General features: G+C 67.4%; 1 protein-coding gene. It reads right to left on the bottom strand.

The features are described from left to right. The gene (locus ACQR07_RS36415; protein WP_434906862.1) at positions 1-18057 is read right to left on the bottom strand and encodes a VCBS domain-containing protein; all 18057 of its coding nucleotides are present in this window, start codon (positions 18055-18057) and stop codon (positions 1-3) included. Positions 18058-18606: the final 549 nt, after the last annotated feature.

Raw genomic sequence — 18606 nt, 5'->3', positions numbered from 1 at the left:
TCACACTAGCAGAATATCGTGCTGTGCAAGCTGGGTCGGAGTCACGCCGGTCAGCGTGACCATGTGATTGGCGTCGATCGCGATGGTGGTGTCGGCCGGGTTACCGGCGTTGTGCGGATCCGACGAGATCGCGGCCAGCACCGCCGCGGCATCGGCATAGACGCTGTGGCTGAGTTGCAGGATATCGTGCGCGACGTCGAAGCCGCCGATCGTCGCACTGCCGGCCGGCTGGGAGCCGAACTGGAACACGAAGGTGTCGCTGCCAGACGACGCCATCAGCACCGCATTCGGCGCCTGCACCGTGACCGTATGCGACCCGTCATTGTTGGTGACGTCCTGCGCGGCGACGGCGCCGTCGGCGCCATAGCTGACCAGGGACTTGATGTAAGGCGGGTTGGCGCCGATCGAGAACTGGCCGACGGTCTCGTTGACGGTCGACGGCGTCAGCAGCGTGTTCAGATCGGCATCGCTGGTCGGGGTGGTGTTCTGGAATTCGATCTCGAGCGGAGCCGCGCCGCTGCCCTGGACCAGGATGTGCGCAGTGCCGCCGCTGACGCCGATCGCGATGTCGGTGTCGTGGCCGCCATTGATGCTGGTCACAGTGACCGCATTCGGGTCGACGCCTTCGAGATGAATGCGGTCGTGCTCGCCGCTGCCGTTCGCCCACGACAAATCGGTGATCTTGTCGGTGACCCCAGCGGCGAGCTCGGTGGCGCGGAAGAAGAACACGTCGTCGCCGGTGCCGCCGGTCAATATCTGCGCGCCAGCGCCGCCATGGATGACATTAGAGCCGGACCGGTCGGGTCCGCCAGTGATGATGGTGTTGCCGGTGCCGGCATCGAAGGCGAACTGGAAGTCCGACAGCGCATGCAGGTCCGAACCGCCAACGCTGAGGCTGACCGAGCCGCTGGCGCCGTTCAGCACCAGCACGCCATTGCTGTAGCTCTCGCTGGTCGCATGGAAGCCGTCGATGATGATCTGGTCGCGGGCGCCGAAATTCGCGATCGCGTTGGTCGGCACATTCGCCGCGCTGAATTCCAGCGCGGCATGATCGGCCGGAGAGAAGCTGATCGCGCCGGAGCCGGCGGCGCCGTGGGCGGTCAGATCGAGCGTGCCGTTCTCGATGCTGATGCCGCCGGTGAAGGTGTTCGTGCCGGCCAGCACCAGCGTGCCGCCGCCGTCGAGCAGCAGATGTCCGGCGCCGGTCTGGCCGCTGGCATCACGCGAGCCGGTCATGTCAGCGATCACGCCGGCAAGGGTGATGCTGTGTCCCGCGTCTGGGGCGAAGGTGATGGACTGATCGCCTTGCAGGAAGATGCCGCTGCCATAGGCCGCGCCGTGGGCGTCGAACCCGGTCGCAGTGCCCGCGGTCACGCCGCCATTCTGCTCGCTGCCCGAGCCGGCGAAGATCAGCGTGCCGCCCTGCTGCACGAAGATCGCACCGCCGGCGCCGAGGCCGCCGCCGCCATAGGCGCCACTACCCCCCGTGCCACCGCCAAAGCCGCCCGCGCCGCCGGTCGTGCCGTAAACGCCGCCACCGGCGCCGCCGCCGCCGCCGAAGCCACCGGCGCCGCCGCCATGCCGGCCAGCGCCGCCGCCGCCGCCAAATCCGCCGGCACCGCCATAGCCACCGATGCCATTCCACGCGTCGAAAGTGCCGCCACCGCCGCCGCCGCCGAAACCGCCCGCTCCGCCCGTTTCAATGCCGCCATTGACGGTGCCAACGCCGCCCCCGATGCCACCGCCGCTGCCTGGGGCGCCATATCCAGAAATGCCGAAAGCGGCCGCGCTGGTGTAGAATCCGACACCCTGGCCACCGCCACCGCCATTGGCTCCGCCGAGATAGACCGGGTTGGTCCCGACGACCTGTCCGCCTCCCGAGGCCGCGCCAAGGGCGATGCCGGCGCCAGCACTCGTTCCGGAGTAGTATTGCCGCGGATGGCTGCTGCCAGAGGCATGAATGCCAATGCCGCCGCCACCCTGCACACCGCCGGCGCCGCCAAGGCCGCCGCCGCCGCCATAGAGCGCGGATCCCCAATAGCCGAACGTGCCGGCGCTGTTGCCGCCGACCGCCTTGTCGTTGGCGAAATTGACGTTGGACAGTGTCACCGTGCCTGCCGATGCGATGAACAATCCGCCGCCGAGGCCGGCACCGCCGCCGCCGCCGAAACTGCTGTCGCCGCCCTTTGCGACCGCATTGATGATGCTGAGATCGTCGATCTCGACACTGCCGGCATAGACGAACAGGCCCGGCAGGCCGTGGGCATCGAGCACATGGCCATGGCCGGCGATGGTGAGCGAGTCGCCCGGCGGAAGATTGAACAGCGGCAACTGGTCACTGAGTTGCAGATCGCCGACGATGTCGAACGTAGTGTGCGTTCCGTTTTGAGCGCTCGCGCCGGAGACGTCGATCGCCGCGATCGCCTTGGCGAGATCGGTCGCCGAGGTGATGGTCCAAGTGTTCGCCACCGGCGTGATGGTGACATCAGCGCCCGCCGATGCCGGTCCCGTGATGCCGTCGATCGTCGCGGTCACCGTGATGCTGTGCGCACCGCCGGTGACCGACTGGAATTCGCTGATGATGTCGAAATGGCCTGATGCATCGGCTGCGCCGGTGCCGATCACCGTGCTGCCGTTGTCGGCGTAGAGCTTGATGATGGTGCCGGCCTCGGCGTTGCCCTTGACCTCGACGCGGCCAACGGAGTCCGGCACCGAGACCACCGACGCGACGACGGGCGCAGCCGGAGCGACGCTGGCATCGAACGCAGCCGCAGGGCTCGCATGACCGAGGCCGTCGGTCTGGATCACCGTGATGTGCTGATGACCAGGGCCGAGCAGTGCCCCCACGCTTGCGTCGGTCGTCACGTCGAAATGTCCGGAGGCATCGACGGCTCCGGTGCCGATCACCGTGTTGCCGAGCATCAGGGTGATCGTATCGCCCGGCTGCCCGGTGCCTTGAAGCTCGATGACGCCGTGATCTGCAGCAACTCCGACCTGGCTGATGCCGGTGACCGGCGCCGGATCGACATACATGGCAAAGCCGGTCGAGGGGGCGCTGACGTCGGCGCCGGCCGCATCGGTCGCGGTCAGCGTGTGGCTGCCGTTCGCGAGCGCAGTCGTGGTCGTGATGGTGAAGGTGCCGTCGGCTGCAACGACGCCCGTACCGATCGGAGTCGTGCCGCCATCTGCGTAGAGCGTGATGGTCTCGCCCGCATGCTGGCCGGTGCCCTTGACGACGAAGGCGTGGCTGGCATCGACCTGTGTCGCAACCAGCGGCAAGACCGAGGTGATGGCGGGCGCCCGCGGCGTCACGTCGATCGTGACGCCCGCGGAAACGGCGCTCGTCAGATTGTCGCTATTGGTCTCGGTCGTGGTGATGACGTGATGGCCGCCCGGCGCATCGACGCTGACATCGAAATGCCCGGTCTGATCGACAACACCGGTGCCCAGCAAGATCGTACCGTCGGCATAGACCTTGATGGTCTCTCCGGCCTCGCCGGTGCCCTGAACCTGGATCGTCTGAGCCGCCGTCGCGATGACGGCCGAGATCACCGGTGCGGTCGGCAGCACGTTGACGTTGAACGAGGTGGACGGGCTGGTCAGGCTGTCGGCGTCCGTTGCCGTCGCCCGCAATGCGTGGACGCCATCGGCGAACGTCGCGGTGGTGACGATATCGAACGCGCCTGCGCCATTCGCGACGCCCACCCCGACCACCGTGCTGCCCTCGTAGAGCGTGACAGTGCTGCCTGCCAGCGCAGTGCCCTTGACCTCGACGGTGCCACCGTTGACGCGCTGGCCAATGATGGCGCTGATCAAAGGCGCCTGCGGATCGACGTGGAAGGCAACCGCCGATGACTGGCCACTGGTGAAGTTCGCGGCATCCTGGGCCGTCGCCACCAGGGCGTACACGCCATGCCCCAAGGGTGCCGTTGCGGTGATGTCGAAAAGGCCGTTGGCATTGGTGCTGCCGGAGCCGATGTACTGGCCATTGGCAAACAAGTTGATCCGGATATTGGCCTCGGCGCTGCCCGTCACCTCGATCCTGCCGCCATCGACCGGTTGCCCGACGACGCCCGAAATCAGCGGCGCCTGCGGAACGACGTCGAACGCGATCACGCTCGACGGCAGGCTGACGACGCCATCCGCGTCGGTTTCCGTGGCGTTGAGCGAGTAGTGGCCGTCGACGAGGTTCGGCGTGACGAAGTCGTAGTGGCCGCTGGCATCGGTCGTGGTGGTGTAGGACACGGAACTGCCGCCGGGACCGCTGAGATGCAGCGTGACGGTCTGGTTCGGCTCGCCGCTGCCCTGCAGATGCACGCCGACATTGTTCGCCACCACCGCCTGCCCCGGCGCCAGCGCGAGCGACGGCGCGAGCGGCAGCACGTCGACGATCAGTGGCGCCGTGGTCAGCGTTTGGCCTCCGCCCGTCTGCGCGGCGGTGAAGACGTATTCGCCGTCGGCGATTGCAGCGGTCGTGAAGCTGATGTGGCCGCTCGCATTCGGCGTGGCGGTGCCGACCTGATTGCCGTCGATGAAGATCGCAATGCTGCTGCCCGGCATGCCCGTGCCGCTGAGCACGACCTGATTGCCGTTCTGGGGCTGGCCGACGAGGACAATCCTCGGTGCGATCGTGTCGGTCACGGCGACGCCACCATTATAGGCAGCGATGCTGAACTGGGCGGTCGAGTAGTCGACAGCCGGATCGAGATGAAGCTGAGCCGTATGCGTGCCGTCACTCACCGTGAGCACGTTACCGGCGCCCAGCGTCACGGTCGCATTCGCCGCGAAGCCGGCGAGCTTGATGGTGTCGCCGGGCAGGAAGCCGTCGATCTGGTTGGTTGGAGTATCGCCCTGATCGATGATCAGGGTGGCCATGGCCCCTTGCGCGAAGGTGATATGTCCGCTGCCGACTGCGCCGACGGCACCGAGCTCGATCACACCGTGATCGGCAAGCTGTGCACCGCCATCGATCGTGCTGGCTGCGTCGAGCAGCAGGAAGCCGTAGTTCGAGACGCCGGCATGACCGCTGCCCTGCAGGCTCGTCGTCAGCGTGAACGTCGCCGAGCCGGACACCGTCAGCGAGTCGTTGATGAGCGTCCCGTTGATCGTCAGGGTACCGCCGTCGACGGCGATCGTCGTCGCCCTGACGTCACCGAGCACGACGCTGCCGGCGCCCGCAATGTGGAGGACGCCGGTCATTGCGCCGGCGATCGAATCCGAGATCGTCAGCGTCTTGCCGGCATCGGGCGCCAGCGTGACATTGTTCGACGCGGCGAACAGGCCGGCCCCGAGGCCTTGCCCGTTTCCGCCGTTATTTCCGTTATCGCTCAGACCGCCGTTGCCGCCGTGAACGTAGTTTCCGGACAATGTTGCGCCGCCGGCAATCGTCAGCGCACCGCCTGAGGCAACGAAGATGCCGCCGCCGAGCCCGGCACCGCCGCCACCGCCGCCACCAGAGGTTATCGGCTGGCCACTACCCTGTTGATACCCGAGAAAGACAGGGTTTCCACCGTTGCCGGCACCGTACCCGCCCGAACCACCGTTGTAGCGAGAGAAGCTTCCGTAGCGGGACAGCACCAATCCAATTCGGTGCGCGCCGTAGCCGCCGCCACCGCCGCCGCCGAAACCACCGTCATGCCCATGTTTTCCGCCGGACACGCCGCCGCCGGCGCCGCCCGACTGATATCCATTTCCATTGAGGACGCCACCACCGCCGGCAAAGCCGAAACTCCCGGTGTGCCCGACGGCGTCTCCGCCATTGCCGCCGATCGCACTATTGCTAACGACATTGACGTCCCGGATCGTGGCCGAGGCCCCGCTTCCGATGAACAGGGCGCCGCCAGCGCCGAGGCCACCGCCCCCGCCGCCACCTTTGGCGGTGCCATATCTGTAGCCATACACGCCGAAGCCGCCATCCTGGCCGCGCTCGACCATGTGCTGCATCGTGAGGTCGGAGAACGATGCGTTGCCCGAGCGGAGATAGAACCCGCCGAAGCTGTTGCCGCCGTCGATGACATGGCCGTTGCCCTGGATGATCAGGGTATCGCCATCTGCAATGGTGAGGAACGGGAGCAGCGCACTCAGCGAGATATCGGCCGTCAGGTTGATCACGTAGTTGACGGCCGTGCCGGAAATCGGATTGGCGTCGATCGCCTGAATGGCTGCTGCGAGTTCGACGGAGGTCGAGACGTTGTAGATCGGCTTGACCAGAAGGCTGCCGGTGCCGGTATGCGTAATGACCTCGTGGCCGAAGAATCCCCCTTCGAGCACCACGTTGCCGGATCCGGAGACGTTGATGTTGGTGACGTCGATGTGGGTCAGCACCGAAACATTGCCCGTGCCGGTGATGTTCAGGACATCGGCCTTGATGCCTTGCCCCAACACGACGGTGCCCGCGCCACCAACGTTGAACGTATCGGTGACGCCAGCGGCGAGTTGCACGTTGGTGCCCGCGATCAGCTGATTGACGTTGACGGTCTGGCCCAGCGCGGCAGTCAGCGTGACGGTGCCGCCATGGCTGAACAGATCGTTGCCGATGCCCTGTCCCGCTGCGCCGCCCGCGCCACCCGCGCCGCCGGTCGCGGTGTTGTTCGAAAAATTCCAGTCGCTGACATAGAGGTGACCGCCGGACGCAACGTAGACAGCGCCACCGAGGCCCGCGCCGCCGCCGCCACCACCGGTGGTGTTTCCATTGAAGGCGTTGGTCGAGCCATGACCGCCGGCGCCGCCGCCATAGCCGCCTGCCCCGCCGGAGCCACCCGCTCTCAGAAAACCACTATCGAAGTAACCGGCGCCGCCGCCGCCGCCACCACCGCCGAAACCAGCGGCACCCCCAATACCCGCGGCGCCACCGACCGAACCCTTCCGGCCGCCATAGCCACCATAGCCGAACGACTGCGGAGCGTGACTCGGAGTCCCGCGATGCTGGTCGTCAGGGCCATAGAGGTGATAGCGGCCCGGAAAACTGGTGGCGTTGGCCTGCTGGTAGGAGCCGCCGTTGCTCCCATTGCCGCCGACGGCCTGATCGTTCCTGAACGCCACGCCGCTGAGGGTCGCCGATGCGCCAGACCCGATGAACAGGCCGCCGCCGGCGCCGAGGCCGCCGCCGTTGCCGCCTTGGAGCGAGGTGAAACCTGGCGAGCCGCCATTGCCGCCGCGCGCAACGAAATCGGCAATGGTGAGGTCGTCGATCTCGGCGCTGCCCGATTCCAGATCCAACCCGGCATAAGTGGGGATGCCGTTGACCGTGCCGCTGATCGTGTGGTGCTGGCCCTGGATGGTCAGAGTGTCGCCGGACGCGAGCCTGATCGCGGGCAGCACCAGATCGATCGAGAAATCGGCGGTGATGTCGATCTCATAGTGCTGGTTGGTCCGGGACAGCGCACCGCCGATGCTGATCTCGCTGATGACGCGCGCAAGCTGCGCGCCCGATGCGACATGGAACACCGGCACTTCGTCGAGCACGACGACGGTGCCGCCGCCGTTGTCGGACACCACGGCGAATCCATGGTCCGCCTGCAGCGACGGATCGAACTGGATGGTGGCGACGACGGTGATGCCGTCGGCGCCGACCAGCGAAAGCAGACCATTGCTGAAGCTGCCGACGGCCGTTGCGGAGATCGAGGCGAGGTCGATCGTATCGCCGGCTCCGAAGCCGTGGATGACCGCGCTCGGCATCGTCCCGGTGATCTTCAGCGTCTGATCGCCCGTGCCGAAATTGACTGATCCCGTGCCGGTCAACCCGCCGTTGAAGTCGGCCTCATTGGCCCCGTCTCCGAAATAGAACGCGCCGCTCAGCGCGACGGTGCCGTTGAAGACGGCCGTGCCGTCATGGAAGCCAAGATGGATCGTGCCGTTGTCGTTGATCGTGCCCGTCAGCGTGACGGAATAGGCAAGCAGCAGGTCGCCATTGTCCGTGACCGGCCCGTTGCCGATGTTGCCATGACCTGCGAGCTTGAGCGTCGCGCCGGCTTCGATCGTGGTGCCGCCGGAATAGGTGTTGGCAGCGTCGAACTCGACGATGCCCGCGCCCTTGATGTCGACCGCGCCGCGCCCGCCGTTGCCGCCCTGATCCGCGATCACGTCGGCGACCGTCGCCGTCGCACCGGACGGCGGCGCGAAGGTCAGCGTCTGGTTGCCCTGGATGAAGATGCCGCTGCCGAGACCCTGGCCGTCCTGCGGGAGAGCATAGCCTTGCCGGCTGTCGACAATGTGACCGGCCGATCCTCCGGCCACGTCGCCGCCGGACAGCGATCCGCTCTCGATGACGAGCGAGCCGCCCTCCTGGACGAAGACGCCGCCGCCGGCGCCAAGTCCGCCGCCGCCGAGATTGCCGAGCCTCGCCTGATAAGACCCGTTCGCCAGATAGACATAGGCCGCACCCCCGCGACCGCCGCCAAATCCGCCAGCGCCGAAGGTGTTGTTTCCGGCCCGTCCTCCGAGTCCGCCGCCGCCCCCACCACCGCCAAAGCCGCCATTGCCGCCCGATTGTTGGAAGGGCATGTTCGCGTAGATGCCGCTCAGGCCCCCAGCTCCGCCACTGGCGCCGCCGCCACCACCGAATCCGCCCTGAGCGCCGGCCGTTGCGCGGATTCTTGCCGTGAGGAAGTAGTCTCCGCCACCGCCGCCGCCACCGCCGAAGCCACCCGATGCCGGGTGGGACCCCAGGTACGTTGTCGCGCCGGCTCCGCCTTGATCCGGAAGATTGGACAGGCCCAGGCCACCGCCAGCCGCGCCGGCAAATCCCGTTGCCAGATAGACGTTGTTTCCAACGCGAATAAAGCGAGACACGCCAGTCGTGGACGCCGCGGCGCCGTCGGTGCCCATTCCACCGCCACCGCCGCCGCTCCAGGCGCCGTTGTACCCGGCAATCGCGGCAAAGCTGACGGGGCCGCCGCCATTGCCGCCGTGCGCGGCGTCGTATTTGAACGCAACGTCTGCGATGGTCGCCGACGCACCGGCCGCGACGAACAGGCCGCCGCCGAGGCCGGCGCCACCGCCGCCGCCGCCGAGGCCGCCGTTTCCTCCCAGCGCCAGCATATGGGCGATCGTCAGGTGCTGGATCTTGATGCTGCCGGCATATTCGAAGAAGCCGCGATGAGCATTGGCGCCATCGAGCGTGAAGCCGGCGCCGTCGATCAGCAGCGAGCTGCCGGTGTCGAGGTTGATCGCAGCGAGATCCGCGTTGGCTGCGAGCGAGGCCAGCGAGATGTCGCTGGCAAAGTGGATCGTGTAGGCCGCGTTCTTCGCGTAGGAGGTGCCGCCCTGGCTGATCGCGGCGAGCGCCGCATTGAGATCCGCGGCGGAGCTGACGTCGAAGCTGGTCTGGATGGCGACGACCTTGGTGCCGCCCTGGCCGTCGCTGGTGACGCCGAACGGCCCGAGCGTCTGCGCCGGATCGAAATGCAGGGTCGCAACCGCGGTGCCGCCGGAATCCTTCAGCGTCACAACATTGTTGGCACCAACGACGACGGTGGTTGCCACCACCAACCGGAGGTCGATGACGTCACCATTGGCGAAGCCCGTGATGGTCTGGGTCGGCACACCGTGCTCGAACACGGCCGTGCCGCCTGAGGTGCCGAAATTGATCGTGCCGTTGCCGGTGATCGATCCGGCGAAATCGGCATTGGCGGCATTGATGGTGACGATGCCGTTGTTGACGACCGTGCCCTGGAAGATGGCGGACGCGTTGATGTTCAGCGCGCCATTGTCGGTCACGGTGTTCGCGAATGTCGTCGCCGCGTTGACGTTCAGCGTGGCGTTGTCGGTGACCGTGCTCGCGAAGGTCGTGACCGCATTGACGTTCAGGACGCCGCTGTCAGTGACGGCGCCGGCAAAGGTCGTTGCCGCGTTGACGTTGAGAACGCCGCCGTCGCTGACCGTGCCGGCGAAGGTCGTCGCCGCGTTGACGTTCAGGATGCCGTTGTCGGTGACCGCGCCCGTCCCGAGCCCACCGGCGGCATCGATGTCGAGCGTCGCGCCGGCATCGACGATGGTCGCGCCGACATAGCTGTTGGCAGCAGTGAAATGCACGGTGCCGGCGCCGGAAATCTCGACATTGCCGGTACCGCCATTGCCGTGCTGATCGGCGATGACGTCGGCGATTGTCAGATCGTCGCCGGAGGCCGGCGCGAAGGTGACGGTCTGGTTGCCCTGGATGAAGATACCGGAGCCGAGCGCCTGGCCGGCTTGCGCCGACGTACTGAGGTTCCCTGCGGCGCCGCCTGCGACCGTTCCGCCCGACAGCGAGCCAGCACCGACGATGAGGTGTCCGCCTTCCTGGACGAAGATGTCGCCACCGGCGCCGAGGCCGCCGCCACCGGAGCCGAGCACGCCGAAGCTGACCTTGCCGCCTCCCGCGCCGCCGCCATAGCCGCCGGCGCCGCCAAAATAGCCACCGCCGCCACCGCCGCCGAAACCGCCGGCGCCGCCTGTGGTGTGTAGTCCGGCTGAGCCGCTGGCCCCGCCACCGCCGCCGCCGCCGAAGCCGCCATTGCCACCGTTGGAGCCCAGCCGCGAGATCTCGGACGTAGCGATGGAGTTCATGTAGCTGTAGAAGCCACCGCCGCCGCCACCGCCGAACCCGCCGGTTGCAGCCGGCGTGTAGTTGGTGAAGCTTCCGCCTGTCCACGCGCCACCAGCGCCGCCATGCGCTAGTCCACCTTGGCCGGGAATGTTGAGTCCGACGCCGCCGCCGGCCGTACCATCGACCGCTGTTGCGACGTAAGTGGAGTGGCCCACCGGCCCTTGTCTCGTGTCGTGCTGGTATTGTCCGCTGTTGGCGCTGGCAGCCGATCCCATGCCGCCACCGCCGGCGCCCCTGTTAGCACCACCGTCGAGGCTGCCGCCCTTGCCGCCGACCGCCCTGTCGCCGCTGAAGCTGACGTCGCTGATCGACACCGTGGCGCCTGCGGCGACGAACAGGCCGCCGCCCAGTCCGGCACCGCCGCCACCGCCTTGTGTCCCGCCGGCGCCACCTTGCGCCAGCGTGTGATTGATGGCGAGATGATCGATAGTGACATTGCCGCCATACACGAACAGGCCGCGATAGGCGTCGCCGCCATCCAGCGCATGGCCGCCGCCATGGATGACGAGCGAGCTGCCGCTGGCGAGATTGATCGCGCTCAGATTGGCGCCGAGCGAGGAAACAGAGATGTCTGCGGCGAACTCGATCGAGTAGCTGGTGTTGGCAGCAGATGCCGAGCCGCCCTGGCTGACCGCGAGCAGCGCCGCATTGAGCTCGGCTGCATTGTGGACGATGAAGACATTGGCCGGCTTGATCAGCGTGCCGCCGGCGCCGTCGCTGGTGGCTGCAAAGCCGTAGGTCGCGCCACTGAAATGCAGCGTGGCGGTGTTGACGCCGTCGGTCACCGTCAGGATGCCGGTCGACGCATTGAACGACTGCGCGTACTGCGCGGAATTGTAGTCGATCCCGGCGAGGTCGATCGTATCGGTCGCGCCGCTAAAGCCGGTGATGGTGCCGGCGAAGCTGGCGGGATGGTCGATCTTCAGCGCGCCCGACGCACCGGTGAAGGTGATCGTCTGCCCGGCGCCGACGTTGCCGCCGAACTCGACCGTGCCGTTGGCGTCGACGATCACGGCGCCCGAGCCGGTGACGTTGCCCGCCACCAGCAACGTGCCGCCGCTCTCCGCCTTCAGCGTGCCGGAGTTGGTCACGCTGCCAGCAAGGTCGAGCGTGCCGGCCTTGGCATCGATCGTTCCGGTGTTCGTCAGCGCGGTCGAGATCGCCGTGGTGCCGCCGCCGGTCTTCTCATAGCTGCCGGCGACATTGACCGTGCCGGTGCCGGCGCTCGAGGAGATGGTGAAGGCGGAGCCGCCCACCGCGGCATCGGTGAAGGTGACACCGGCGTCGATCTCGAGCACCGCGCCGTTGTTGAGATGCAGCGTCTCGCCGGACAACGCGCCGATCTGCGCCGAGCCATGTAGCTGCAGCGTCCGGCCATCGAGCGTGAAGGTCTCGTTGCCTGCATCGAAGAACGACGCCAGGCCATTGACGACCGTGGTGCCGCTGCCGCTCTCGGTGCCGCCGGTGAACGTCGCGCCGTTGGCGTCGGTCAGCGTGCCCGTGCCGGACAGAATGCCGGCGGACTGGCTCAGGCTGTGGATGGTCTCGGAAACGGCGCCGAGATCGAGATTGCTGGTGATGACGAAGTCGCTGTTGACGGCGACGTTCACAGCCATCCCGGCCGTGGTCAGGATGCCGTCGGTCGCGGTGACCGTAAAGCTCGCCGCCGGATTCTGCGTCGCGTCGTGAACGAAGATCACCTGTCCTGCGGCGAGCTGCGCCTGGGTGAAGCTGGTGATTGCCGCGCCGGGCGCGCTCGACAGCGCGACGTAGCCGTGAATGGTGCCGCTGACATTGAACGCGAGCTGGCTGGCTGGATTGTCAATATCGGTGACGTTGAGGTCGGCAGTGGTGATGGTCGTCCACGTCCCCTGCAGCAGCGACGTCGATGCATCGCCGGAGAGGACGGGCGTATCGTCGCTGCCAGCAATGGTGATGGTGACGACCTGCGTGCTGCCACCGGTGGTGGCGACCGTGAAGGTGTCGGTGAGAACGGCGCCCGCATTGAGCGCCTGGACCGCAGGATTGCTGTTGTTGAGCGTGTAAGTCCAGACCCCGGTCGAGGTCAGGGCGTAGGTGCCGTAGCCGCCACTCCCAGCGGCGCCTGCAGCAACCGGGACGAAGGCGCCGTCGGCGACCGTCAGCGTGCCGGTGGCGACCGGTGTTCCCGGCGTGCCGTTGTTGACCCCGCCCGCCTCGGTCACCGCGCCGCTGATGGCGCCTGCCACCGCGGCGACATCGTGGGCGCCGTTGATGGTGATCGACACCACCTGCGCCGTGCCGTCGATGGTGGTCACAGTGAACGTGTCGGTCAACGTGGCGCCGACGTCGAGCGCCTGCACCGTGGCATTGCTGTTGTCGAGCGCATACGTCCACACGCCGCCCGAGGTCATGGTGTAGGTGCCGTAGCCGCCCGCGCTCGGCGCCGGCGTTGCCACGGCCGTGAACGTGTCGGCCGGGTTGTCGATGTCGCTGTCGGTCAGCGTCCCCGTCGCGACCGGCGTTCCCGGGGTGCCATTGTTGATGCCACCCGCCTCGATCACCGCGCCGCTGGTGCTGCCCGACACCACAGCCGCGTCGTTGGCGCCGTTGATGGTGATCGTCACCACCTGCGCGGTGCCGTCGATGGTCGTGACCGTGAAGGTGTCGGTCAGCGTTGCGCCGGCGTTGAGAGCCTGGACCGCGGGGTTGCCGTTGTCGAGCGCATACGTCCAGACGCCGCCCGAACTCAGCGTGTAGGTGCCGTAGCCGCCCGCGCTATCCGTCGGCGTTGCGACTGCGCTGAACGTGTTGGCGACATTGTCGACGTCGCTGTCGGTCAGCGTGCCGGTCGCATTCGGCGTCCCCGGCGTGCCGTTGCCGACGCCGCCCGCCTCGCTCACAAGGCCGCTGGTCGTGCCCGACACAACAGCCGCATCGTTGGCGCCGTTGATGGTGATCGTGATCACCTGCGCCGTGCCGTCGATGGTCGTCACCGTGAACGTGTCGGTCAGCACGGGGCCGGAGTTGAGCGCCTGAACCGCGCTGTTGCCGTCATCGAGATGATAGGTCCAGGACCCGCCGGAGGTCATGGTGTAGGTACCGTAGCCGCCGGCACTGACCGTGGGCGTCGCGACCGCGGTGAAGGCGTTGGCCGGATTGTCGACGTCGGTGTCGGTCAGCAAGCCGGTCGCCGTCGGCGTACCTGCCGCCGCATTGCTCACGCCGCCGGCCTCGGTGACCGCGCCGTCGCTGACGCCCGAGATCACCGCGGGGTCGTTCACCGCCGTCACCGTGATGCTGACGGTGGCGATGCCGGAATCGGCGAGGCCGTCATTGGCCTTGTAGGTGAAGCTGTCGACGCCATTGTAGTCGGCTGATGGCGTGTAGGTGAACGAGCCGTCGGCATTCAGCGCGAGCGTGCCGTGACTGGGGCCGTCGACCAGGATGGCGCTGAGTGCATCGCCCTCGGCGTCGTGATCATTGGCAAGCACGCCTGCGCCCGCGATCGTCAGCGCATTGTCTTCGGCCGTCGTGTAGCTGTCCGCGGCAGCCACCGGCGCGTCGTTGGTGCCGTTGATCGTGATGACCACGGTCTGCGGCGCGCTGGTCCCTATCCCGTCGCTGACGTCGACGGCGTAGGTGAGCGTCAGCGTCTGACCCTGTTTCAGGAAGTCCAGGTCCGCGGCGCCCGGGTGGTAGATCCAGGCGATGTTGGTCGTGCCGCCATTCGACAGATTTCCGGCATTGTCGAACGACAAGGCCGCGGCGTCGGCCAGTGCAGCCGCCCCGGCCGGCAGCGTGAAGGCGTGGCCATCCAGCATCACCGTCGGCGAACTGATGACCGATGCCGTCAACGGATCGCCGGCGTCGAGATCGGTCACCGCGATCGTGCCCGCCAGCGCGATCGCCTGGGCATGGGCGGCGCCCGCCTCATCGACTGTCCCCGCGCTGCCGGTGATGGTCGGCAGGTCATCGGTGCCGGTGATGGTGATCGCCACCGTCTGCGTGCCGCTGTCGTGGATTCCATCGGAGACGGCGACGGTGTAGGTCAGAACCAGCTGCTGGCCCTGCCGCAGGAAATCGAGGTTGGCGGCCGCGGGATCGTAGTTCCAGCCGATGCTTGCAGCGCCGCCGTTCGAGGTGACGCCGGTCTGGAACGACAGCGCGTGATCGATCAGCGATGCGGCGCCAACCGGCAACGTGAAACCATAGCCGTCGAGCGTGAGCGCCGGTGAGCCGACGATAGACGCCGAGAGCGCATCGCCGACATCCAGATCGGTCACCGCAAGCGTGCCGGTGATCGGCGCGATATCCTGTGCGGAGGCGTCGGCAGCTTCGGTCACGGTGCCCGAGCCGCCGGCGGTCAGCACCGGCGCATCCTCGGTGCCGGTCACCGTCACGGTCACGGTCTGCGTCGTCTGTCCGCCATGGCCGTCGCTAACGGTCACCGCGTAGATCTCGGTCACGGTCTGGCCGGCCTGCAGGAACTGAATGCTGCTGTTGTCGACCTGATAGGTCCAACTGACCGCGCCGCCGGCACCGTGGCTGGTATCAGCAGTCAGTTGCGGACTCATGGTCCCCAGCGCAATGCCGCCGGCGTTGCTGGAGCTGACGAGGGCGACCGAGACCGTGTGCGTATCGGTCAGATCGACATCGCCGAAGCCGATGACGCCGCCGGCCTGCAGGTGTCCGCGGGCATCGACGGCGCTGTCCTCGGTCACCGCGCCGGTCGCCTGCGCCGTGGTGATCACGGGCGCATCGTTGGCGCCGGCGATGGTGACGCTGACGTCGCGGCTTGCCGTTCCGCCGTGGCCATCGCTGACCGTGACGCGGTAGGTCTCGACCACGCTCTCGCCGGCAGCGAGAAATTGCACCGCGCTGTTGTCGACGTGGTAGCTCCATGTCGCTTCGCCGCTGCTGCCCCCGGCCGTATCCGTGTCGATCAGCGCGCCCATGCTGCCGAGCGCCACTCCGCCGGGGCCGGTCGTGCTCAGGAAAATGGCAGAGGCTGAATGCGTGTCGGAGAGATCGAGGTCGGCGAAACCGAAGCTGCCGTTCGCGTGAAGCTGGCCCTGGGCATCAACGGCGACATCCTGCGTCGCCGTGGCCGCCGTTTGCGCGGCGATGATGGTGGGCGCATCGTTGCTGCCGGTGATGACGATCGTGAGCGGCTGGCTGCCGACATGCGCCGTGCCGTCGGTGACCTCTGCAAGAAAGGTGATGGTCAGCGTCTCGCCGGCCGCGAGCCAGTCCAGATTGGCTGCGGCGGGATGATAGGTCCATGTCAGCGGATTGACGCCGCCACTGATGCTGGTCGTCACGCTGTCGAACGAGATCGCGGCCGCATCGCGCAGCGCGTCGATATCGATTCCAGCCGGCAGCGCACCGCCGCTGTAGCTGACCGTTGCGGACACCGCCACATGCCCGGTCAGGACGTCGCCGATATCGCGGTCAACAGCCGACAGCGTGCCGGTGATCGGACCTACGGACTGCGCATGCGCATCCGCGAGCTCGGCGACGGCGGCCGGATCGGTCTCGCCGGTGATCGCGGGCGGATCGTTGATGGGCGTTGCCGTCAGCGTGACGGTGCGTACCGTCGTGTCGTGCCCGCCATTGGCGGTGCCGTCGGCGTCCTGAACAATGATGGTCAGCGTGCGGGGCAGCGATGACGGATTGTCGCTGGTGTCGGTACAGGTGACCGAACGCAGTGCGGCTTCGAAATCCGCTACCGTCGGCGACTGGCCGGAGCGTGCGGTCAGGATCAGCGTGCCGGTGGCCGCGTCGAAGGCGCCGTGGATCTGCGCCGTGTCGGTGAATGACAGCACATCCTCGCCGGGCAGATAATTGCCGGTGATCTGCAGTGAGGCGTGATCGAGCGTCACGCTGTCGACGTCCGACAGCGACACATGGGGGGCGACGGCCGTCGCGGTCTGCTCGGCGGCGGCGACCGAGGCTTGGCTCACGCTGAGCGTCGGCGCATCGTTGATGCCCGTGACCGTCAGCGTGACGGATGCGGTGGCGAGATCGTGGCCACCGAACGCGGTGCCGCCGGCGTCCTGCACCGTGACGATCAACGTGCGGGGCAGCGCCGACGGCGCATCACCGTCATAGACGTAGCGGACGCTGCTCAGCGCAGCCTGGAAGTCGGCCAGGCTCGCGGTGTGGCCGGGCGCTGCGACGAGCGTCAGCGTGCCGGTAGCTGCCTCGAAGCGGCCTTCGACCTGCGCCGTGCCGGCGAAGGCGAGCATGTCCTTGCCCGGCTCGAAATGGCCGGCGATCCGGATCGTCGCCTTCAGCAGCGTCGTGCCGTCATCATCGCTCAAGGTCAGCCGCGGCAACACCGTCAGCGGCGTCTGCTCGAGCGCCGCCACCGCCGCGACATGCAGATCGAGCACCGGCGCGTGGTTGACCGGCCCGAACCCGGCGTCGGCGGGCCGACCTCCGGAGGTGCTGTCTTCATTGCGCTGGACGACGCCGCCGGTGGGATCGGACGGCGCGGGCTGACCAGAGCCGGAGCCAAACGAGCCTGGCTCGAACACGGGTGTCTTGTGGTCGTCGCCTCCAATAGGCGCAAAGGACGAACCGCGAATGCCGATCGCGGTCGGATCGACGCTGTCCTTCGCAACGATCCTGATCTGCAGAATCTGGTTGAGCGTGGAGGCTTCCAGGGCCTTGTCGGCCTCGGACTTGGCCTGCTCGTCGGCCGCGACACGCGACGGGTTCGTCGAGGTCAGGGTCAGCCTGCCGCCATCGCCATCGATGGTCGTGACCGGACTGCCGTCGCCGTCGTAGATCGTCGCCTGGCCGCGGCCATGCTCCTGATGGTACATCGAGAGCTTGGCGACGCCGCCGTGCTCGGCAATGTCGGCGCCGCCGACGCCGCCGAGGATCTTCGCCGAAGCGGATGCGACCTTGACGCGCATGTCGCCGGTCCGGGCGACGGCGCCGGCGGCAAAGCTGAACGAGCCCTGCAGCAGGTTGAAGTCTTCGCGGTTCTCGACACCATGCTGGCCATAGCTGAACTCGGTCAGCGCGAGGCGCGACTCGTGACCGAGCTGGAAAACGCTGCCGTCCCTGAAGATCAGACTGGCGGCGCCGTCACCATCGGTCTGAACGACGTCACCCTTGCGCAGCGCGTCGCCGTCATGGAGCGTGACCTCGACGCCGTTGCGCAACACGACGACGTGGCCCTTGGTCTCCACCACCCGCCCGATGACCTGGGCGGGCTTCGGCGAGGTCGCCGCGGGCTGCTCGCCCGGCTCCTGGCGCGCTTCCAGCACAGGGGCACGATCGTCATGGCGCCCGTCATGGCGCTCCGCCGGCCCGAATGGCCGTGGCAACGGCTGGTCTTGCAGCGGCCGGCCCTGGACAGCGGCGGTGCCGGCCGGGCTCATCGGATGCGGGGCCCCGACGGCGCCCGCGTTCGTGATCGATCCGCTTGGCGACGGATCCGACGAAAAACCGTCGGACTTGATCGTCGTGACCACCATTCAACTATCCTCGTACAATACCAATGCGTCCAAGACGTATGCGGGCGTCAGTCCGAGCAGCCGGCGCCGAAACGGGCGGCTCCCGGAAGCGGAATCGATGCTCGCGGGCTGAACGGCCCCGCGGGACGACAGCCACAGGGCGGCGCACGCCTCCGGGCGCGGGCGGCATGATCCGGAGTGTCGTCGGCGGTCAGCACCATGCCCTCGTTGCCTCGTGGCGAAAGCCGCCCCCTCGCGTGACAAACAAAGGCGAGTCGACCGGCGCTCCCTCCCTGGTGTCTCATCCGCACCGTGGGAAGTCCTGAGGAAGCGCGCCGTGATGCTGTGAAATTTTCTGAATCAGAATCGAAATGCGCTGCAAAACGCCGGCAATCCACCTGATCGGAGCCGCAGGGCAAGCTCGGCCAAGCCCGCGCAAAATGCCATCGGGGCGCGGCTCTTTCAGCCGCATGGCCAGGGGTGAGCAACGCCTCGCGATCGCTACGTCCGCGGCAGGGGCACACGAGCGCCGTTCACGATGTCAGAATACGGTATCAGGTTAGGGTATCG

This window comes from Bradyrhizobium sp. HKCCYLS20291, assembly GCF_051167715.1.
GTDB lineage: Bacteria > Pseudomonadota > Alphaproteobacteria > Rhizobiales > Xanthobacteraceae > Bradyrhizobium.
This window is presented reverse-complemented; position numbering and strand designations above follow the sequence as displayed.